This is a genomic window from Marinobacterium rhizophilum (assembly GCF_024397915.1).
In the GTDB taxonomy this organism is placed as follows: domain Bacteria; phylum Pseudomonadota; class Gammaproteobacteria; order Pseudomonadales; family Balneatricaceae; genus Marinobacterium_A; species Marinobacterium_A rhizophilum_A.
In genome coordinates this window covers 3088393-3107464 of record NZ_CP073347.1, presented here as the reverse complement: position 1 = coordinate 3107464, position 19072 = coordinate 3088393, and the positions used below count along the sequence as shown (strand labels likewise).

The 19072-nt window shown below is 60.4% G+C and carries 18 protein-coding genes; 11 read left to right on the top strand and 7 right to left on the bottom strand.

Annotated elements, in window-relative coordinates:
• Window positions 1-59 precede the first annotated feature (59 nt).
• From dnaK to KDW95_RS13960, 6 genes are all read left to right on the top strand, one after another.
• Entirely contained in the window at window positions 60-1982 is a 1923-nt protein-coding gene (gene dnaK / locus KDW95_RS13985; RefSeq protein ID WP_255852435.1) for a molecular chaperone DnaK, read from the top strand.
• Window positions 1983-2092: 110 nt separating this feature from the next.
• On the top strand, window positions 2093-3217 hold the full coding sequence (dnaJ, locus tag KDW95_RS13980) for a molecular chaperone DnaJ (protein WP_255852434.1): 1125 nt from the start codon (window positions 2093-2095) through the stop codon (window positions 3215-3217).
• A 50-nt stretch (window positions 3218-3267) separates the two neighbouring features.
• Window positions 3268-4071, top strand: a complete 804-nt coding sequence (gene cysE / locus KDW95_RS13975; protein WP_255852433.1) for a serine O-acetyltransferase — start codon at window positions 3268-3270, stop codon at window positions 4069-4071.
• 46 nt (window positions 4072-4117) lie between these two features.
• Window positions 4118-4921 (top strand): 4-hydroxy-tetrahydrodipicolinate reductase, encoded by an 804-nt coding sequence (gene dapB / locus KDW95_RS13970; protein ID WP_255852432.1) that lies wholly within the window; start codon window positions 4118-4120, stop codon window positions 4919-4921.
• Window positions 4922-5044: 123 nt separating this feature from the next.
• Window positions 5045-5362: a Nif3-like dinuclear metal center hexameric protein gene (locus KDW95_RS13965; RefSeq protein ID WP_255852431.1), complete on the top strand. Its 318-nt coding sequence runs from the start codon at window positions 5045-5047 to the stop codon at window positions 5360-5362.
• Window positions 5363-5585: 223 nt separating this feature from the next.
• Window positions 5586-8456, top strand: a complete 2871-nt coding sequence (locus tag KDW95_RS13960; RefSeq protein ID WP_255852430.1) for a bifunctional diguanylate cyclase/phosphodiesterase — start codon at window positions 5586-5588, stop codon at window positions 8454-8456.
• A 23-nt stretch (window positions 8457-8479) separates the two neighbouring features.
• Here KDW95_RS13960 and KDW95_RS13955 read toward each other — a convergent pair whose 3' ends face one another.
• Both KDW95_RS13955 and KDW95_RS13950 read right to left on the bottom strand, forming a co-directional pair.
• On the bottom strand, window positions 8480-8692 hold the full coding sequence (locus KDW95_RS13955; RefSeq protein ID WP_255852429.1) for a hypothetical protein: 213 nt from the start codon (window positions 8690-8692) through the stop codon (window positions 8480-8482).
• 68 nt (window positions 8693-8760) lie between these two features.
• Entirely contained in the window at window positions 8761-9369 is a 609-nt protein-coding gene (locus tag KDW95_RS13950) for a MarC family protein (protein WP_255852428.1), read from the bottom strand.
• Window positions 9370-9569: 200 nt separating this feature from the next.
• On the opposite strand from KDW95_RS13950, the gene KDW95_RS13945 reads away from it, so the two are divergent.
• On the top strand, window positions 9570-10472 hold the full coding sequence (locus KDW95_RS13945) for a DMT family transporter (RefSeq protein ID WP_255852427.1): 903 nt from the start codon (window positions 9570-9572) through the stop codon (window positions 10470-10472).
• Between the two features lie 48 nt (window positions 10473-10520).
• On the opposite strand, the gene oadA is transcribed toward KDW95_RS13945, so the two are convergent.
• Both oadA and KDW95_RS13935 read right to left on the bottom strand, forming a co-directional pair.
• On the bottom strand, window positions 10521-12314 hold the full coding sequence (gene oadA, locus KDW95_RS13940) for a sodium-extruding oxaloacetate decarboxylase subunit alpha (protein WP_255852426.1): 1794 nt from the start codon (window positions 12312-12314) through the stop codon (window positions 10521-10523).
• A gap of 100 nt (window positions 12315-12414) precedes the next feature.
• Window positions 12415-13830 (bottom strand): acetyl-CoA carboxylase biotin carboxylase subunit, encoded by a 1416-nt coding sequence (locus tag KDW95_RS13935; protein ID WP_255852425.1) that lies wholly within the window; start codon window positions 13828-13830, stop codon window positions 12415-12417.
• Window positions 13831-14021: 191 nt separating this feature from the next.
• Here KDW95_RS13935 and KDW95_RS13930 point away from each other — a divergent pair, with 191 nt between their 5' ends.
• Window positions 14022-14975 (top strand): LysR family transcriptional regulator, encoded by a 954-nt coding sequence (locus KDW95_RS13930; protein ID WP_255852424.1) that lies wholly within the window; start codon window positions 14022-14024, stop codon window positions 14973-14975.
• Window positions 14976-14990: 15 nt separating this feature from the next.
• Here KDW95_RS13930 and KDW95_RS13925 read toward each other — a convergent pair whose 3' ends face one another.
• On the bottom strand, window positions 14991-15545 hold the full coding sequence (locus KDW95_RS13925) for an NUDIX hydrolase (protein ID WP_255852423.1): 555 nt from the start codon (window positions 15543-15545) through the stop codon (window positions 14991-14993).
• A gap of 142 nt (window positions 15546-15687) precedes the next feature.
• Between KDW95_RS13925 and KDW95_RS13920 the strand changes: the two genes are divergently transcribed.
• The 3 genes from KDW95_RS13920 to KDW95_RS13910 are packed head-to-tail and all read left to right on the top strand — an operon-like array spanning window position 15688 to window position 16820.
• Window positions 15688-16284: a CoA pyrophosphatase gene (locus KDW95_RS13920; RefSeq protein ID WP_255852422.1), complete on the top strand. Its 597-nt coding sequence runs from the start codon at window positions 15688-15690 to the stop codon at window positions 16282-16284.
• 25 nt (window positions 16285-16309) lie between these two features.
• Window positions 16310-16501, top strand: coding sequence for a DUF1289 domain-containing protein (locus KDW95_RS13915; protein WP_255852421.1), 192 nt, complete (start codon window positions 16310-16312; stop codon window positions 16499-16501).
• Window positions 16502-16511: 10 nt separating this feature from the next.
• Window positions 16512-16820, top strand: a complete 309-nt coding sequence (locus KDW95_RS13910) for an MTH1187 family thiamine-binding protein (RefSeq protein ID WP_255852420.1) — start codon at window positions 16512-16514, stop codon at window positions 16818-16820.
• Window positions 16821-16843: 23 nt separating this feature from the next.
• Here the strand turns inward: KDW95_RS13910 and KDW95_RS13905 are convergent, their stop codons facing one another.
• Window positions 16844-18130: an HlyC/CorC family transporter gene (locus tag KDW95_RS13905; RefSeq protein ID WP_255852419.1), complete on the bottom strand. Its 1287-nt coding sequence runs from the start codon at window positions 18128-18130 to the stop codon at window positions 16844-16846.
• A 101-nt stretch (window positions 18131-18231) separates the two neighbouring features.
• Complete coding sequence (locus tag KDW95_RS13900) at window positions 18232-19026, bottom strand: cytochrome C assembly family protein (RefSeq protein ID WP_255852418.1); 795 nt, start codon at window positions 19024-19026, stop codon at window positions 18232-18234.
• Window positions 19027-19072 lie beyond the last annotated feature (46 nt).

Here is a 19072-nt window from a genome sequence, read left to right as displayed (position 1 = left end):
CAAGTTAATCGGATTTCGTGCCTGTCGAGACAGGCACTGCAGAACTGGAGCAAATACGCATGGGTAAAATTATTGGTATCGACCTGGGAACCACCAACTCCTGTGTGGCAATCCTGGATGGCGACAAGACTCGCGTGCTGGAAAATGCCGAAGGCGACCGCACCACGCCGTCCATCGTCGCCTACAGCGAAGATGGCGAGATTCTGGTAGGGCAGCCGGCCAAGCGCCAGGCCGTCACCAACCCGGCCAATACCCTGTTTGCCATCAAGCGCCTGATCGGCCGTCGCTTTAAAGACGATGTGGTACAGAAAGACATCAAGATGGTGCCTTACTCCATCGTTGAAGCCGACAACGGCGACGCCTGGGTTGCGGTCAAGGGCAAGAAGATGGCTGCGCCCCAGGTCTCTGCCGAAATCCTGAAGAAAATGAAGAAGACTGCCGAAGACTACCTGGGTGAGGCGGTGACTGAAGCCGTTATCACCGTACCGGCCTACTTCAACGACGCTCAGCGTCAGGCGACCAAGGATGCCGGCCGCATTGCGGGCCTGGACGTCAAGCGCATCATCAACGAACCGACCGCTGCGGCTCTGGCCTACGGTCTGGACAAGGGCAAGGGTGACCGCACCATCGCCGTTTATGACCTGGGTGGTGGTACCTTCGACGTTTCCATCATTGAAATTGCTGATGTCGATGGCGAGCACCAGTTCGAAGTACTGGCCACCAACGGTGATACCTTCCTTGGCGGTGAAGATTTCGACCTCAAGCTGATCAACTACCTGGCGGACGAGTTCAAGAAAGAGTCCGGCATCGATCTGCACAACGATCCGCTGGCGCTGCAGCGTCTGAAGGAAGCGGCCGAGAAGGCCAAGGTTGAGCTGTCTTCTGCCCAGCAGACCGACGTCAACCTGCCGTACATCACGGCTGATGCCACCGGTCCGAAGCACCTTAACGTCAAGGTCACGCGTTCCAAGCTGGAATCCCTGGTGGAAGAACTGGTCAAGCGTACGCTGGATCCGTGCCGCCTGGCGCTGAAAGATGCCGACCTGAGCGCCTCCGCCATCGATGAAATCATCCTGGTCGGCGGTCAGACCCGCATGCCGATGGTGCAGAAGTCCGTTGCCGAGTTCTTTGGCAAGGAACCGCGCAAGGACGTGAACCCCGATGAGGCCGTCGCCATCGGTGCTGCGATCCAGGGCGCCGTTCTGTCCGGTGATGTGAAGGACGTACTGCTGCTGGACGTCACTCCGCTGACCCTGGGTATCGAAACCATGGGTGGGGTCGCGACCGGGCTGATCGAGAAGAACACCACTATCCCGACCAAGAAGTCCCAGGTGTTCTCCACCGCCGACGACAACCAGAACGCCGTGACCATTCACGTGGTTCAGGGTGAGCGCAAGCAGGCGAGCCAGAACAAGTCGCTGGGCCGCTTCGACCTGGCAGACATCCCGATGGCGCCGCGCGGCGTGCCGCAGATCGAAGTGACCTTCGACCTCGACGCCAACGGTATCCTCAACGTGTCCGCCAAGGACAAGGCTACCGGCAAGCAGCAGTCCATCGTCATCAAGTCTTCCTCCGGCCTGTCGGATGACGAAATCGATCAGATGGTGGCGGATGCCGAGTCCCACGCCGATGAAGACCGCAAGTTCGAAGAGCTGGCCCAGGCCCGCAACCAGGGCGATGCCATGGTTCACTCGGCGCGCAAGACGCTGACCGAAGCCGGTGACAAGGCAACTGCTGAAGAAAAAGAGCAGATCGAAAAAGCCATTTCCGAGCTGGAAGAAGCCCTCAAGGGTGACAGCAAGGACGAGATCGAAGCCAAGGTCGCTACCCTGACCGAAGCGATCTCCGGTGTGGCACAGAAGATGTATGCCGATGCCGCAGCAGAGGCGCAGGGTGAGCAGGCAGGTGAAGAAGCGACGGGCAAGCCCGGCGATGACGCTGTCGATGCAGAGTTTGAAGAGGTCAAAGACGACAAGAAGTAAGTCGTTGAACTGCTTTGAGATACTCTGAAATGTGGCAGCGCGGGCAATAGCCCGCGTTGTCGTGTCCGGCTCCCGGTGGAGCCAACCGCTGCAACATGACAGACCCGCTTATGTCCAAACGAGATTATTACGAAGTGTTGGGCGTGTCTCGCGACACGGCCGACCGCGATATCAAGAAAGCCTACCGGCGCATGGCGATGAAGTTTCACCCGGACCGTAACCCGGGCGACGCCGAATCTGAAGACAAGTTCAAGGAGGTCAACGAGGCCTACGAAGTTCTGTCCGATGCGCAGAAGAAAGCCGCCTACGACCAGTATGGCCATGCCGGTGTCGAGCAGGGTGCCGGAGGCCAGGGTGGTTTTGACGGCGGCTTCTCCGATATTTTCGGCGATGTCTTCGGCGATATTTTCGGGGGCGGCGGCGGTGGCCGTCGTCGCAGTTCGGTTCAGCGCGGCGCGGATTTGCGTTACAACCTGGACCTGAGCCTTGAAGATGCCGTGCGTGGCGTTGAAAAGTCCATTCGTGTACCCACCCTCGTTGGCTGTGAACCCTGTAACGGTTCCGGCGCCAAGCCAGGCACCAGCGCCAAGGTGTGCGGTACCTGTGGCGGTAATGGCCAGGTGCGCATGCAGCAGGGCTTTTTCTCTGTGCAGCAAACCTGCCCGACGTGCCGTGGTGAAGGCAAGGTCATTTCCGAGCCCTGTGGCAGCTGCCGTGGCCAGGGTCGCGTAGAAGAGGTCAAAACGCTGTCGGTGAAGATTCCGCCGGGCGTGGATACCGGTGATCGTATTCGCCTCTCGGGCGAGGGCGAGGCGGGCAGCCATGGCGGCCCGGCAGGGGACCTGTATGTACAGGTCAACGTGCGTCAGCACCCGATCTTCGAGCGGGACGGGCGCGATCTATACTGCGAGATACCGATCAGCTTCGTCGATGCGGCGCTGGGCGGGGAGCTCGAAGTACCGACCCTGAATGGCCGCGTCAAGCTGCGGGTTCCGGCGGAAACGCAAACCGGCAAGCTGTTCCGACTGCGCGGCAAGGGGGTAACCCCGGTGCGTGGCGGCCCGGTGGGTGATCTGCTGGTGCGTGTGGTGCTGGAAACGCCGGTAAGCCTCACCAGCCGTCAGAAAGAGTTGCTGCAGGATTTCCAGAAGGAAACCGAAGGTGGCAAGAAGCACAGCCCGAAAAAAAATTCGTTCTTCGATTCTGTGAAGCAGTTCTTCGAAGATATGACCTGATCAGACCGGGTGCCTGATGGGCGCCCGTGTCGCGTATCCAAGGGGGAGCTATGAACTCTGTCGCCATAGAACCCGCCGCGCTCTGGGCCCGGCTTCAGCAGGAAGCCAGGCTTGAGATCGAGCGTGAGCCCTTTCTGGCAAGTTTCTACCATGCCGCCATTATCAGTCACAGGGACCTGGCCTCGGCGCTGTCGTTCCTGCTGGCGTCCAAGCTTGCCGACGAGGTGATGTCGGCGGTCTCGCTGCGGGAAATGATCGAGCAGGCCTACGCCGAAGATCCGAGCATTATCCATTGCGCCTGCCTTGATCTCATGGCCGTGAAAACCCGGGACCCCGCTGTCGACAGCCTCTGCACCGTGCTGCTGTACCTCAAGGGCTTTTCCGCGCTGCAAACCCACCGCGTGTCGCACAACCTCTGGAAGCAGGGGCGCCGCGCCCTGGCACTTTACTTCCAGAGTCGCGTCAGTTCGGTGATGCAGGTGGATATTCACCCGGCGGCACGCATCGGCCACGGCGTCATGTTCGACCATGCCACCGGTATCGTTATCGGTGAAACCAGCGTGGTTGAAAACGATGTCTCGATCCTGCAGAACGTGACCCTCGGCGGAACCGGCAAGGACAGTGGCGATCGCCATCCCAAGATTCGCGAAGGCGTGCTGATTGCGGCCGGTGCCAAGATCTTCGGCAATATCGAAGTCGGTGCGGGCGCGAAAGTCGGCGGTGGCAGTGTGGTGCTGGACAATGTTCCACCCCATACCACGGTGGTCGGTGTGCCGGCCCGGGTGGTGGGTCACCCTGGCTGTGACAAGCCGGCGCTGGACATGAACCAGTCTTTTCCCAAGGACAGCGCCTGAGGCGCGGTGCCTCAATCACTCTTTTTCGACGATGGATTCTGTAAGCATGATTCGAGTAGCAGTAACCGGTGCGGCCGGTCGCATGGGCAAGACCAATATCGAGGCGCTGCAGCTGGCCGAAGGCGTCGAGCTGAGCGCCGCCATTGTTGAGCCCAACAGCTCGCTGCTGGGTGCGGATGCCGGTGAGCTGGCCGGTGTCGGCCGCCTGGGCGTTACACTGGTGGGTGATATCAACGATGTGCTGGATGATTTTGACGTCCTGATCGATTTCACCACGCCGTCTTCCACCATGGATAACGTCGCGCTGTGCGCCCGCCATGGCAAGAAAATCGTGATCGGTACCACCGGCCTGAATGATGAGCAGAAAGCGGAGCTGGAGGTGCGTGCCACCCAGATCGCCATTCTGTTCGCACCCAACATGAGCGTGGGGGTGAACGTCTGCTTCAAGGTTCTCGACCTGGTGGCGCGTACCCTGGGTGATGACTACGACATCGAAGTCATCGAGACCCATCACCGCCACAAGGTGGATGCACCGTCTGGCACGGCGCTGCGCCTGGGCGAAGTGGTGGCCGATGCCCTGGGGCGGGATTTGAAGGAGTGTGCCGTCTATGGTCGAGAGGGTCAGACCGGTGCGCGCTCACGCACGGAAATCGGTTTTGAAACCATTCGCGCCGGCGATGTGGTGGGGGATCATACGGTGCTGTTCGCCACTGAGGGCGAACGTATCGAAATCACCCACAAGGCCAGCAGCCGCATGACGTTTGCCAAGGGTGCGGTGCGTGCCGCCCAGTGGCTGGGCCAGCGCGAAACGGGCCTGTTCGACATGCAGGACATGCTGGGTCTGCGCTAGATTGCTGGCGCACAGTTGAGCCTGTCTTGAGTTGATATGAAAGGGGAGCCGGCGGGCTCCCCTTTCTGGTTTGTCGGGCACAGTGTTCAGCCTGGCAGAATAGGGCATTCATTGGGGGTAAGCATGTACAAACTTTGCTTTTACGTACCGGAGGAGAATCTGCAGAGCGTGAAGCAGGCGCTGTTTGATGCAGGCGTTGGCCGCATCGGTGATTACGACAGCTGCTGCTGGCAGACCCTTGGCAGAGGGCAGTTCCGGCCGCTGGCGGGCAGCGATCCGCATATCGGCAGCCAGGGGGAGCTCGAACAACTGAGTGAGTGGAAGGTGGAAATGGTGTGTGACGACAGCCTGATTCGCCTTGCGGTAGCCACCCTGAAGCTGGCGCATCCGTACGAGGAAGTGGCGTTTGATGTCTGGCGTCTTGAGTCTTTCGACGATTAGCATCGAGCCAGCGGATTCTTTTGGCAACTTGTTGATCCGGATCAAGAAAACGGCGAGTAGCGTTCGACAGCCTGGCCGATACCCGCTACAACAGGGCTGCATTTTGCAGTCGTCTGCCCACGAATGCCGGCGCGGCTGTTCCCGCGCCTGGTCGGGATCTGTTTCCGGCCGCTGTGACGGCTAGGTCCCCGCGTTACCCTATCCAACTATTGCTGGCTCATACATGCACTTTCGTACCGACGCTACAGCGCTGCCCCGTTATCTGATTGTGGGCATGATCGGCACGGTATTGCTCCTGTTGCTGGTGATTCTGAGCTACCTGACGGGCAGCAGTTATGTGGATCGACGTGACGCCCTTGACGTGCAAGCGGTGCAGGTTCGAGGGTTGCTGGAGCAACGCCTGGTACGGGAGGCGGACAGTGTCGAGCACTATGCCGGTTTCCTGCTGGGGCGGGCAGAGTCGGTACTGCGAGATGAAACGCGGGAGCGGGTTGACCAGGCGTATGCGGTTGCCGAGGCGATTTACTTGCGTGAGCGGGGGCGCCGCTCGGCGCAGGAGATACAGGCGCTGATTGGCGAAGCGCTGCGTAATCTGCGCTTTTTCAGTGGCCGGGGCTATATCTTTATCGATGATCTGGCCGGTAATGCCGTGCTGGCGCCGCAGAATCCTGAGCGCGAAGGCAAGAATCTGCTGCAGTCGCCGCTGGCGCAAGAGCGTATTGCCATGCGGGGGCTGCTCGATGCGGTGCGAAATCCCGCCGGTGCGGGCTACTTTCGCTATCGCTGGGAGGTGCCAGGCAGCGGCGGTGCGGCGTCGGACAAGATCACCTATGTGCGTCGCTTCGACGCCTTTGACTGGATCATCGGCACCGGGGATTACGTGGCCCGGATGCAGCGCGACTTGCAGGGAAAACTGCTGCAGCGCACCCGGGCTATCCGCTTTAATGACAACGGTTTTATCGCGGTACTCGATCGCCAGGGGCGCATCCTGGACGATGGCCGCCCTGCTGACCCCGAGGTAGGCGTGGATGCCGGGGCGCTGCAGCAGAAGGTGCTGTCGGTGCTGCCCGGGCTCAATGTTGCGGGCCTGTATGTAACGGTCCCCGCCGTGCATCCGGTGAGCGGACAGGCTGAGTCGGTGCTCGGGCTGGTCCGCCCGCTGCCGCTAACGAACTGGGTCCAGGTGGCCCTGTTGTACCCCTCGGATGCGAATTCACTGCTGCAGGAGCAGCGAAATGATCTCAGTGACGCAATGGCGCTGAACGCATCCAGAATCCTGACCTCCGTGGTAGTGGCTGCGGCGGTGGCCTTGCTGGTGGCGCTGTTCTACGCCCGCTGGATCAAGGCGCTGTTTGTGCGTTATCAGCAGGGTATCGATCAGCGGGAATTGCAGCTGACCCGCAATGCCCAGGCACTGCAGCTGGCGGCACGGGTGTTCGAATCCTCCCGCGAGGGCATTATTGTTTCGGATGCGGACAATCGCATTCGGGCGGTGAACGGTGCCTACTGCGAGATCACGGGCTACAGCGCCGAGGATGCGCTGGGTCGCAATCCATCCTTTATGTCGTCGGGACGCCACGACGAGGACTTCTATCGCAGGCTCTGGTGCGACCTGGCGCAGCAGGGTCGCTGGCAGGGTGAGGTGTGGAACCGGCGCAAGAATGGCGAGGTCTATCCCGAGTGGCTGTCCATTCATGTACATCGCAATGCTGACGATCAGATTGAAAACTATATCGCCACCTTCCGGGATATTTCCGAGCGCAAGCGGGTGCAGGAGCGTCTGAGCTACCTGGCCAGTTACGATACGCTGACCGACCTGCCCAATCAGCGCCTGTTTGAGGCGCAGGTCGGACAGGCCATGGCGCAGTCGGAGCTTGTTCCCGGCAGGGTGCTGGCTGTATTGCTCGTCGATCTGGATCGCTTTCGCAATATCAACGACTCCCTCGGACACGACATCGGCGACCGGGTTCTGCAAAGTATTGCCGCCAGACTGGCCGCATTGATACCGCAGGATGGCATGTTGAGTCGCCAGGGCGGGGATGAGTTCGCACTGTTGCTGCCGGACGAGGCCTCGTTGCAGCGGGTCGCGGCGCTTGTGCAGGCACTGCTGCAGCAGATAGCCAGGCCGGTAACGCAGTCGGAGCAGGAACTGGTCGTGACGCCCAGTATCGGGGTGGCGGTCTATCCGCAGGATGGCAGCGACTATTCGACCCTGTTGCGCAACGCCGATGCCGCGCTGAGTTTTGCCAAGGCCCAGGGGCGAAACCAGTACCAGTTTTTCATGCCGGCGCTGAATCGCCGTGTATCCAAGCGTCTGCAGTTGGAGAATGCGCTGCGCCAGGCGCTGGTTCGCAATGAGTTTCGGCTGGTTTACCAGCCGCAGTACTATCTTGAGCGCGGTCTGTTATCGGGCTCGGAAGCGCTGCTGCGCTGGCATTCCGCGTTGCTGGGCCCGGTGGGGCCGGCGGACTTTATTCCTCTGGCCGAGGAGACGGGCCTGATGGGTCCAATCGGTGACTGGGTGCTGCAGCATGCCTGTGAGCAGGGCGCGCAGTGGCTCGCCCAGGGTATTGCGATGCCGGTGGCGGTGAACGTATCTGCCTGCCAGTTTCTGCCGGACCTGCCCGCCAAGGTGGCTGCTGCCCTGAATGTGTCAGGTTTCGAAGCGCGCCTGCTAGTGATTGAGGTGACCGAGAGTGCGCTGATGCAGGATATTGGGCGGACGGCCCAGCTGTTGCGACAGCTCAAGGCGCTGGGGGTCGAGGTGGCGCTGGATGACTTTGGTACCGGGCATTCGAGCCTGGCATACCTGAAGCGCTTTGCGCTGGACAAGCTGAAGATCGATCGCTCCTTTATCAGTGGTCTGCCGGAGGACGCCGACGACACCGCCATCATCAAGGCCATGCTGGATATGGCGCGGCACCTGGGCTTGAAGGTGGTGGCCGAGGGCATTGAGACGGTGCAGCAGCAGGACTACCTGGCATCCCTGGGGTGCGAGGCGGGGCAGGGATATCTGTATGCCAAACCGCTGGCCGCGCGGCAGATGACGGCGCGACTGGCTGCCGCTGCGATGTACGAGCGTGTGCCGGCGTAACCGCGTAAAAAGGTCTGAGCTGCTCAGGGCTGGGCCTGCTCCATCTTCTGGCGGTAGATCTCGTCGCTCTCGTACAGACGTTCGCGGATCATGTCATCGCTTTCGCGCAGTTTCTGGTTAATTTTCTGCTTGTACTGCAGCGTCTGTTCGGTCTGAAGAGATACGGCCGTATCGCAGCTTTTCATGCTCACCACGCCGATGGCAATGATTGCCAGCACCATCATCAGTCTAAGCATCGTTCCCGGCCTCTGCTGTGGTCTCAGGTTTAATACTAGACCCCGGGTCGCTCCGCTGTTGTCGGCTTTCAGGTGCCGTTTGCCCGCAAAAAGCCGTGAATGCCGGTGAGTACGATCTGGGAGGCCATGGCGGCCAGGATCAGGCCGGTGACCTTGCTGAGTATATTGAGTCCGGTACGCCCCAAAAGGCGCTCCAGGGCGCCGGCAACATGTAGCAGGCCCAGCAGGCAGCCGAGCGCCAGCATCATGCCGGCAATGCCCAGTACCAAGGCCAGCCCCTGCAATTCGGCGCCGTACACCAGGATCGCACCGATGGTGGCCGGCCCGACGATGGTAGGGATGGCCAGGGGAACCACGGCAATATCATCGCGCTGTTCATCGGGAACGTCGGCGTTGACGCGCACGCCGTCGCGCACCAGGCTGACAGCGGACAGGAACAGCAGTATGCCAGCGCCGATGCGGAAAGAGTCCAGGGTGATGCCCAGCGCATCAAACATGGGGCTGCCAAAGAAGAACAGCAGCAGGCAGATGCAGAAGGCGGCGAAGACGGCGCGATTGGCAATGGAGCGGCGCTCGATGCGGCTGTCATTGCGGGTCAGGGACAGGAACATCGAGACAACGAAAAAAGGTGCAAAGAGGAACAGGAACTTGATCCAGGTGGTAACCAGCAGGCTCATCGGGGCAGGGCTCAGAAGGAATGGTGAAGTCGCGCATCTTAGCATGCCGTAGGGATATACCCGTATGGTCGCGGAGGTTGCGGTATTAGTATTATTGATACAGTCGCAGAATTATTGACTTTCATTCGCTGCCCGTCGCGCTACTCTACCGCGATTTTATCGCGGCCCTGCTTTGGGTCGCGCTGCAGGATATTTCCGCCATGTCTTCCCGTGTCGCTCCAATTCTTTGCCTTACGCTGGCCATGCTGTTGTGGGCCAGTGCCTTTATTGCCCTTAAGCTGGCGTTTCGCCACTACGATCCCATGGTGGTGCTGGCCGGGCGCATGCTGGTGGCGTCATGCTGTTTTATCTGGGTGTTGCGCAGGTTCGGGCCCGTGGATTACCGTGCCGGGGACTGGAAGCTGATTGGCCTGCTCATGCTGGCCGAACCCTGTCTGTATTTCCTGTTTGAGGCCAGCGCGCTGCAATACACCAGCGCAGCCCAGGCAGGCATGATCACGGCGCTGCTGCCGTTGCTGGTGGCCGTGGGAGCCTGGTTTTTCCTGCGTGAACGCCTGCGGTTGCAGGCCTGGCTGGGGTTTGCACTGGCGGTGGCTGGGGCACTGTGGCTGAGTTTTACCGCGCCGGTGTCGCAGATCGCGCCCAATCCCTTGCTGGGTAACTTCCTCGAGTTTTGCGCCATGCTGTGCGCGATGCTCTATACCCTGTGCCTCAAGCGACTGTCGTCGCGTTATTCGCCCTGGCTGCTGACAGCGCTGCAGTCTTTCTGTGGCACGCTGTTTTTTGTGCCTTTGCTGGCAGTGCCCACTGTCGAGTTGCCAGCGGTCTGGGTCTGGCAGGCGGTGCTGGCCATTCTGTATCTGGGCCTGGTGGTGAACATTTTTGCCTATGGACTGTTTAATCTCGGTGTGTCACTGATTCCGGCGAGCCAGGCTTCGGCCTACATCAACCTGATTCCGGTGTTTACCGTTATTCTGGCGTACGTGCTTCTGCGCGAAACCCTGAGCCTGCAGCAGTTGGGTGCCGCGGCACTGATTGTTGGCGGGGTGGTGTTGAGTCAATGGCCAGGGCCCAGGCCTGCGACGCAGATGGTCGTGGGCTAGGCGGCACAGGCCAGAAGGGGCGGCACCGGCGGGCGGTGCCGCGGCGATTTACTCGATCTCGATCAGAACTTCACCCGGAGTGATCCGGTCGCCCTTGGCGACATGCACGGCCTTGATGTGGCCGGCAATCGGCGCCTGTATCTCTGTCTCCATCTTCATGGCTTCGGTTACCAGTATGGCCTGGCCCGCACTGACGGTATCTCCCACAGCGACCAGGACATCAACGATGTTGCCCGGCATGGCGGTAGTGACATGGCCCGGGCTGCTGGCCTTGGCGCGGCTACTGGTTGCACCGGCGACATACAGGTTCAGTGGTTCGAACACCACTTCCTCGGGCATGCCGTCCATAGTCATGAAGATATGGCGCTTGCCTGATTCCAGGGTGCCAACACCGGTAACGGCGATTTCGTAGGTCTCGCCGTGCAGGTCGATCTTGAACTCGGTGGGTACACCTTCATCCACGCTGCGTGTCGTGCTTTCGATACCCTGCAGTACTTCGGGTTGCAGGGTGCCGTCGCGGCGTTCGGTGAGGAACTGCCGGCCAATATCCTGGAACATCGCGAAGGTGAGCACATCCTCCGGGCTTTTGGCCAGGTCGCCGATTTCCTTTTCCAGTCGTGTCATTTCGGGTGGCAGCAGATCGGCCGGTCGGCCTTCATTGACCTCGCCATTGCCGATGGCCTGTTTTTGCAGCTGTTTGTCGACCTCCGCCGGCGGCTGGCCGTAGCCGCCTGCCAGGTAGCGCTTCACTTCGTTGGTAATGGTGTTGTAGCGCTTGCCGGACAGCACGTTCAGCACCGCCTGGGTGCCAACGATCTGGGAGGTGGGCGTGACCAGCGGCGGGAAACCGAGGTCTTCGCGCACGCGGGGGATTTCGGCGAAGACGTCCTTTATCCGCCCCAGGGCGTTCTGCTCCTTGAGCTGGTTGGCGAGGTTCGACATCATGCCGCCCGGCACCTGATTGATCTGCACGCCGACATCCTCGCGGGTGAACTCGCTCTCGAACTGGTGGTATTTCTTGCGCACTGCACGAAAGTAGTCGGAGATCTCCTGCAACAGCTCCAGGTCCAGGCCGGTATCCCAGGGCGAGTCGCGCAACGCCGCCACCTGGGATTCGGTGGCCGGGTGGCTGGTGCCGCCGGCAAAGGCCGAGAGGGCGGTGTCGATGTGTTCGGCACCGGCTTCGATGGCCTTGAGCTGGCACTGGGCAGCGATGCCCGCGGTGTTGTGAGAATGGATAAAGATCGGCAGTTTGACGGCCTTGCGCAGCGCCTTCACCAGCTCGAAGGTGGCATAGGGTGTGAGCAGACCGGCCATGTCCTTCAGCGCGATGGAGTCAGCTCCCATCTTCTGCAGTGCCTTGGCTTGCTTGACGAAGAGCTTGGTGGTGTGGACCGGGCTGGTGGTGTAGCAGATGGTGCCCTGGGCATGCTTGCCGGCTTTCTTCACCGCCTTGATGGCTGTTTCCAGGTTGCGCAGGTCGTTCAGGGCGTCAAAGACGCGAAAGACATCAATGCCATTGGCCGCGGCGCGCTCGACAAAGGCCTCGACCACATCATCGGCGTAGTGGCGGTAGCCCAGCAGGTTCTGGCCGCGCAGCAGCATCTGCAGGCGCGTATTGGGCAGGGCTGCCCTGAGCTGGCGCAGGCGCTCCCAGGGATCTTCCTTTAGAAAGCGCACGCAGGCATCAAAGGTGGCGCCGCCCCAGACCTCCAGCGACCAGTAGCCCACCTGGTCCAGCTTGTCGCAGATGGGCAGCATGTCTTCGGTGCGCATGCGGGTCGCAATCAGGGACTGGTGGGCGTCGCGCAGAATAACGTCGGTTACATTCACTTTGCTCATTTTCATTCCTCCGGGCGCTGCCTGGTTGATGGTTCAGGCACGGCCCGCAATGCTGATTCTTGTATCCCGAACGGCCTTGTCGCCGTCGCATGTCTGGCCTTCAGAGCCCGGCATGGGCGGCAATGGCCGCGGCGATGGCCAGCGCAATTTCGCTGGGGTGGCGTTTTTCCGAGTAGTTCAGCAGCTCCGGATGCTCGGGGACAAAGCTGGTATTGAACTGGCCGCTGCGAAAGTCGGCGCTTTTGAGAATTTCCTGGTAGTAGGGCGCGGTGGTGCGTACACCCTGCAGGCGCATGTCGGCCAGGGCGCGGGCACCGCGATCCAGGGCGTCTTCCCAGTTCAGTGCCCAGACCACCAGTTTCAGGCACATGGAGTCAAAATAGGGCGGTATCGTGTAGCCGGTATAGATGGCCGTATCGGTGCGTACGCCGGGGCCCCCGGGGGCGTAGTAACGGGTGATCTTGCCAAAGCTTGGCAGGAAGTTGTTTTTGGGGTCTTCCGCATTAATACGAAACTGCAACGCGTAACCACGGTGCTGGATATCCTGCTGGCGGTATTGCAGCGGCAGGCCCGCGGCGATGCGAATCTGCTCACGTACGATATCGATCCCGGTGATCTGCTCGGTAATGGTGTGCTCGACCTGTACCCGTGTATTCATTTCCATGAAGTACACTTCGTTATTCGACAGCAGAAACTCCACGGTGCCGGCATTTTCATAATTCACCGCCCGGGCGGCGCGCACCGCCAGTTCGCCCACATAGGCGCGCTGTTCCGGCGTCAGTTGCGGGCTGGGTGCGATCTCGATCAGCTTCTGGTTGCGCCGCTGGATGGAGCAGTCACGCTCGAACAGGTGGATGGCCTCGCCCTGGCTGTCCGCAAGGATCTGGACTTCGATGTGCTTGGGATCGACGATGCACTTCTCGAGGAAAACATCGGCCGACCCAAAGGCCTTGGTGGCCTCTGAGATCACGCGGGGGTATTGGGAACGCAGCTCTTCCGACGTGTCGCAGCGTCGAATGCCGCGGCCACCACCACCGGAAGTGGCCTTGAGCATGACCGGATAACCGATCTGCTCGGCGACGCTGAGCGCCTGTTTGAGGTCGCTGAGGTTGCCGTCGGAGCCGGGCGTGACAGGAATGCCGGCGCGGATCATGCTGCTGCGCGCAGCGGTCTTGTCGCCCATGCGGGAAATGACGTCACTGCTGGGGCCGACAAAGGCAATGCCACGTTCGCTGCAGATGCGGGCGAACTCTGCGTTTTCAGACAGGAATCCGTAGCCCGGGTGAATGGCGTCACAGCCGGTTTCAACGGCCAGACTAACAATGCGGCGCGGGTCCAGGTAGCCCGCCAGCGGGTCTGCGCCGGCGAAGTGGGCCTCGTCGGCGCGCTTGACGTGCAGCGCATAGCGGTCGGGCTCGGTGTAGATGGCAACCGAGCGGATACCCATTTCGGCGCAGGCCCGTACAATCCGAACGGCAATCTCGCCGCGGTTGGCGATCAACAGCTTTTTGAACATTGAGTTTCTCCGTCAACGGGAACGCACAGGCGACGATGAAAGTGGTGCGTCAGTGACCGCTTTTAAGGTAGTACAGGGCTAATCCTATTTAAAAATTGATATTTTTTTGTTTTAGTATAAATTTTGCCTTATATATAGTCTGGAAGTCACCCTTGCGGGTTCGCTTCCTGTGGAATTGTTGAGATACAAGTATGGCTTACTCGCTGCCGCAGCTGCTTAACAGGCTGTCATTTCGCCAACTGCAGGTATTCGCTGCGGTCTATCGCCTGAAAGGGTATAGCCGTGCTGCCGCTGAGCTTGGGCTGACACAGCCGGCCATCAGTGCCCAGATACGCCAGCTCGAACAGGCGCTGGGGCAGCCGCTGTTCGACTATGTCGGTAAAAAGCTCTATACCACCGCGGCGGGTGACCAGCTGGCCAGCAGTGTGCGGCAGATTTTTGGCGAACTGGAACAGCTGCAGATGCAGCTGTCGGAGCTGGAGGGCACGGTATCAGGCACCCTGAGCCTGGCAGCGGTCAGTACGACTCAGTATGTGGTGCCACATCTGCTGTCGGGCTTTCTGAAGAAGTACCCCAAGGTTGAGGTCAGGATGAAGGTGGTCAACCGTGCCCAGGCCATTGAGCGGCTGGCGGAAAACCATGATGACCTGGTGATCATGGGGATGGTGCCCGAAGACCGTTCGCTGACCTTTATGCCCTTCCTGGACAACGAGCTGATTGCGCTGGTGCCGGCGGGTCACCCGCTGGGCAAGAAAAAGTCAGTGCCACTGGCAACCTTTCTGTCGCAGCCGCTACTGCTGCGCGAGCAGGGCTCGGGCACGCGCCGGGCACTGGAGTCTTTTTGCTCCGAGCATCGGCTGCCGCTGAGTGGCTATATGGAGCTCGGGTCCAACGCCGCCATCAAGCATGGCGTTCTGGCGGGGCTGGGGGTGGCGGTGATGCCGCGCCTGAGTGTGCAGCTGGAGCTGGATAACGGCTTGCTGCAGCAGGCGCAGGTGACCGGTTTTCCGTTGCGTCGTTCCTGGTGCACCGTGTATCCGCGCAGCAAGCACCTGACGCCGGTGGCGGAGGCCTTTTTGGCCTATGTGCGTGACAACCTGGCGCAGATCAAAACCCAGTTTGAGAATCTCTACGGCCCGCGCTGAGCCGGTGTGCGCTGCCTAGCAGGCCATGTATTTTCCCCGGGGGGTGTCCAGGTCTATATGCCGTAACGGAAAGCGGTTGCGGCGGCGGTCTTCAAAATAGAGCCGCAGTGCATTGTGGATGGTCTGGAATGCCAGGTCTTCCCAGGGGATTTCATCCTCGGCGAAAAGCTCGACTTCCAGCGACTCCTCTCCCGGCCCGAATTCCGGTGTTTTCAGCTGTGCCAGATAGAGCATCTGTACCTGGTTGGCGTGCAGAATTGCCGTAACGGTGTACAGCTCGCCAACCTCCACCTCGGCACGGGCTTCCTCAAGCGTTTCGCGGGCCGCGGCCTGCTCGGTGGACTCGCCGTTCTCCATGAAGCCGGCCGGCAGTGTCCAGTAGCCAATGCGCGGCGCGATCGCCCGCTTGCACAGCAGCACGCGATCTCCCAGGACCGGCAGGCAGCCGGCGATAATGCGGGGGTTCTGGTAGTGTATGGTGCCGCAGCGATCACAGACATGACGCGGGCGATTGTCTCCCGCGGGGATGGTCTGGCTGACGCTGTGCCCGCAATGGCTGCAATAGTTCAAGGCATGTCCTCTTGTGAATCTCCCCATTCTAATGGCATGTCTTTGCCGGCGCCAAGGAAGATGCGCCCGGTGGCGGTTTTGCATTCATCTTTGGGCCCGCGGCGCGGTATCATGTTGCTACTATTCGCTGAAGAATAACGTCATGCTTGAGTTGCTTCGCCGCCGTCTGGCGGATTACCGGCCGCGCCGCCTGCTGTCCGAGCGCCCCAATGCCAGCGTACTGATCGCCCTGACCGACAGCGCCGAGCCGGAGGTCATACTGACGCGCCGTGCCTCCCATTTGTCGACTCACCGTGGCGAGGTCGCCTTCCCCGGTGGCAAGCAGGATGATACCGATCCGGATTTGCTGTATACCGCCTTGCGCGAGGCGCAGGAGGAAGTTGGTCTGGAGCCCGCTCTGGTGGATGTGCTGGGCCCGCTGGGGCAGGTTATGTCCAAGCACCAGCTGCAGGTGACGCCCTGGGTCGGCATTGTGCCGCAGGATGTGGTGCTGACGCCGAGCCCGGCGGAGCTGGAAAGCCTGTTCCGGGTGCCCCTGAGTTTCTTTATGGAAGACCGGCGTCAGCGTACCGATATCGTGCGTTTTCGCGGCATGACGCACTATGTACCGGCTTATGAATACCAGGGCTACGTTATCTGGGGGTTGACCGCCTACATGCTGGTGGAACTGCTGAATGTGGGGTTTGATGCCGGCATTCCGATGAAACCCCGGCCGGAGCACGAGCCTGGTGGTTATTGACGCTATTTCTGTTTGCTGGAGTGATATGGACAAGGTCGAGAAAGAACGTCCGCTACGCAGCCCCTGTGTGGGGGCTTGCTGCCCGGGTGAGCATAACCTGTGTACTGGTTGCCTGCGCAATGCGATGGAAATCGCGGAATGGGGGGTGCTGGACAATGACGAGAAACGTGCGGTGTTTGCGTTGATCCGACGGCGCGAAAAGGGCGAAATCTGTTAGGGGGCTGAATATGAACGTAATGATCGATCTGTGTGTGGTGCCACTGGGTGTTGGCGTTTCGGTCTCGCCCCATGTCGCTGCCTGCCAGCGGGTTTTTCAGGATGCAGGCCTGAGTCACCAGATGCATGCCTATGGCACCAACGTGGAAGGCGAATGGGAAGCGGTGTTCGCTGCGGTAAGGCGTTGCCACGAAGTGCTGCACGAGATGGGCGCGCCCCGGGTGTCCACGTCCATGCGGGTCGGAACCCGTACGGACCGTGAGCAGACCATGGCCGACAAGATCAGCAGCGTGGAGCAAAAATTGGCGCCGGCGCAGTAGTCTGGCTTGGCGCCCGTGGAGCATCAGGCGGCGTCTTCGTCGCTCAGCATATCTGTCTGGTAGCGCATTACCCGTGCCGTCTTGATCAGGTTGTCGCTGATCTGCAGGGTTTCAAAGCGGTAGTTGTTTAGTTCCAGGCAGATATTGGCATCGGGGATGGATTCCAGGTTTTCGGTGATCAGGCCGTTAAGGGTTTTGGGTCCGTCGGTGGGCAGGTCCCAGCCCAGGCTCTTGTTGATCTCGCGAATATAGGCGGTACCTTCAATAAAGAAACTGCCGTCTTCCTGGGGGTGAATTTCCTGGTTGCTTGCCTTGTTCTGCGCCGACAGCTCGCCAACGATTTCCTCCAGAATGTCTTCCAGCGTGACGATGCCCTGAATGTCACCATATTCATCCACCACCAGACCTATGCGGCGGCTTTCGTTCTGAAAGTTGAGCAGCTGGGTGTGCAGCGGGGTGCTTTCGGGAACGAAGTAGGCCTCGCGTACCACTTGCAATATGGATGCCTTGGTAACCTGTCCCTGCTGAATCAGCTGGGCCAGGTTGCGCATGTGCAGTGTACCGACCGCCTTGTTGATATCACCGTGGTAGACGGGCAGGCGCGTATGGCTGGTGTGGGACAGCTGATACAGCAGCTGATCCAGATCATGGTCCAGGTCAATGCCTTCGACTTCGTTGCGCGGAATCATGATGTCGCTGACGGTAACGTCGTTCAGCTCCAGTACGCCGAGCAGCATCGACTGGTTGGTCTGGGGCAGCAGGGCGCCGGCCTCGTGTACCAGGGTGCGCAACTCTTCGGTGCTGAGCAGATGGTTGTTGCCTTCGCCGACCTTGACGCCAAACAGGCGCAGCAGGCTGTTGGTGATGCTGTTGACGATCCAGACCAGCGGGTAGGTCAGCTTCAGCAGCGGCAGCAGCACATAGGATGCAGGGAAGGCGATGCGCTCGGGGAACATGGCGGCAACGGTCTTGGGGGACACTTCGGCAAAGATAAGAATGATCAGCGTCAGGCCCGCCGTGGCGATGGCGATACCGGCATCGCCCCACAGGCGCACGGCAATCACCGTGGCGATAGCAGAGGCCAGAATGTTGACGAAGTTGTTGCCGATGAGGATCACGCCAATCAGTCGGTCGGGCCTTTCCAGCAAGCGGCTGGCCTTGCGCGCGCCGCGGTGCTTGTTTTTCACCAGATGCCGTAATCTGTAGCGGTTAAGCGACATCATGCCGGTTTCAGAGCTGGAGAAAAAAGCCGAACAAAAGATGAGGAAGATGAGAATCCCGATGAGGGTGCTTATCGATGCGTCTTCCAAGACGGGTGAACCTTAGGCTTGCGAATAGGGCGTCCATTGTCTGGCCCGCCGGGGGGGCTGTCAAGGGAGCGGTCGAGGGAGCTGAGCGGGATTCTGCCCGGCTAGCCGGGCAGGAAGAATTCAATCACCAGTTTGGAGCCAAAAAATGCCAGCATCAGGGCGATAAAGCCGCCGATGGTCCAGCGTATTGCCCGCAAGCTGCGCCAGCCCAGCAGGCTGTGTCCGGCCAGCAGAATGGCATAGACAAACCAGGCCAGGATCGACAGCGTGGTCTTGTGAATCAGGTGCTGGGCGAAGAAGTCCTCGACGAACAGGAAGCCGCTGATCAGGGAGGCAGACAGCAGGGTGATGCCGGTCCAGAGCATTTCAAACAGCAGGCGCTCCATGGTCTGCAGTGGCGGCAGGCTGGCGACCAGGCCGCGGGTGTGGTGCTGCTTGAGCGCCGTGTTCTGGCACCACAGCAGCAAGGCCTGCAGTGTCGCCAGGGTGAAAATGCTGTATGCGAGAATGGACAGCAGTATGTGGGCGATCAGGCCGGGGCTGTAGGTGCGGTGCAGGCTGGTGTCCGGGTCCAGGGAGGCGGTGAGCAGGCTGACGATGGCCAGCGGGAAAACGCCGATAAAAAGATTGTCGATATGCTGGCGGGTGCTGCTTAACAGTACCAGAGCTGCCAGCAGCCAGCTGATCTGGCAGCCGACGCTGAAAAAGCCCAGGTTGAGCCCCGTGTCCTGGTGCACGACCAGGTACGCCGTTACCGCATGCAGGCTGACGCCGCACAGTCCCAGGCTGCGGATCAGGTTGCGTGCCGGTCGCTTCTGACCCTGCAGTACCCGCCACTGCAACAGGGTCGCAGCCAGGTAGAACAGCACGGCAACAAGTATCGACGTTGGCAGCATCCGGGACCTCCATGGAAAGGCGCTAAGTGTGTCACAAAAAAGGGGG

Coding starts and splice junctions, on each gene's coding strand:
- dnaK (WP_255852435.1), top strand. CDS start 60: ATGGGTAAAATTATTGGTATCGACCTGGGAACCACCAACTCCTGTGTG.
- dnaJ (WP_255852434.1), top strand. CDS start 2,093: ATGTCCAAACGAGATTATTACGAAGTGTTGGGCGTGTCTCGCGACACG.
- cysE (WP_255852433.1), top strand. CDS start 3,268: ATGAACTCTGTCGCCATAGAACCCGCCGCGCTCTGGGCCCGGCTTCAG.
- dapB (WP_255852432.1), top strand. CDS start 4,118: ATGATTCGAGTAGCAGTAACCGGTGCGGCCGGTCGCATGGGCAAGACC.
- KDW95_RS13965 (WP_255852431.1), top strand. CDS start 5,045: ATGTACAAACTTTGCTTTTACGTACCGGAGGAGAATCTGCAGAGCGTG.
- KDW95_RS13960 (WP_255852430.1), top strand. CDS start 5,586: ATGCACTTTCGTACCGACGCTACAGCGCTGCCCCGTTATCTGATTGTG.
- KDW95_RS13955 (WP_255852429.1), bottom strand. CDS start 8,692: ATGCTTAGACTGATGATGGTGCTGGCAATCATTGCCATCGGCGTGGTG.
- KDW95_RS13950 (WP_255852428.1), bottom strand. CDS start 9,369: ATGAGCCTGCTGGTTACCACCTGGATCAAGTTCCTGTTCCTCTTTGCA.
- KDW95_RS13945 (WP_255852427.1), top strand. CDS start 9,570: ATGTCTTCCCGTGTCGCTCCAATTCTTTGCCTTACGCTGGCCATGCTG.
- oadA (WP_255852426.1), bottom strand. CDS start 12,314: ATGAGCAAAGTGAATGTAACCGACGTTATTCTGCGCGACGCCCACCAG.
- KDW95_RS13935 (WP_255852425.1), bottom strand. CDS start 13,830: ATGTTCAAAAAGCTGTTGATCGCCAACCGCGGCGAGATTGCCGTTCGG.
- KDW95_RS13930 (WP_255852424.1), top strand. CDS start 14,022: ATGGCTTACTCGCTGCCGCAGCTGCTTAACAGGCTGTCATTTCGCCAA.
- KDW95_RS13920 (WP_255852422.1), top strand. CDS start 15,688: ATGCTTGAGTTGCTTCGCCGCCGTCTGGCGGATTACCGGCCGCGCCGC.
- KDW95_RS13915 (WP_255852421.1), top strand. CDS start 16,310: ATGGACAAGGTCGAGAAAGAACGTCCGCTACGCAGCCCCTGTGTGGGG.
- KDW95_RS13910 (WP_255852420.1), top strand. CDS start 16,512: ATGAACGTAATGATCGATCTGTGTGTGGTGCCACTGGGTGTTGGCGTT.
- KDW95_RS13900 (WP_255852418.1), bottom strand. CDS start 19,026: ATGCTGCCAACGTCGATACTTGTTGCCGTGCTGTTCTACCTGGCTGCG.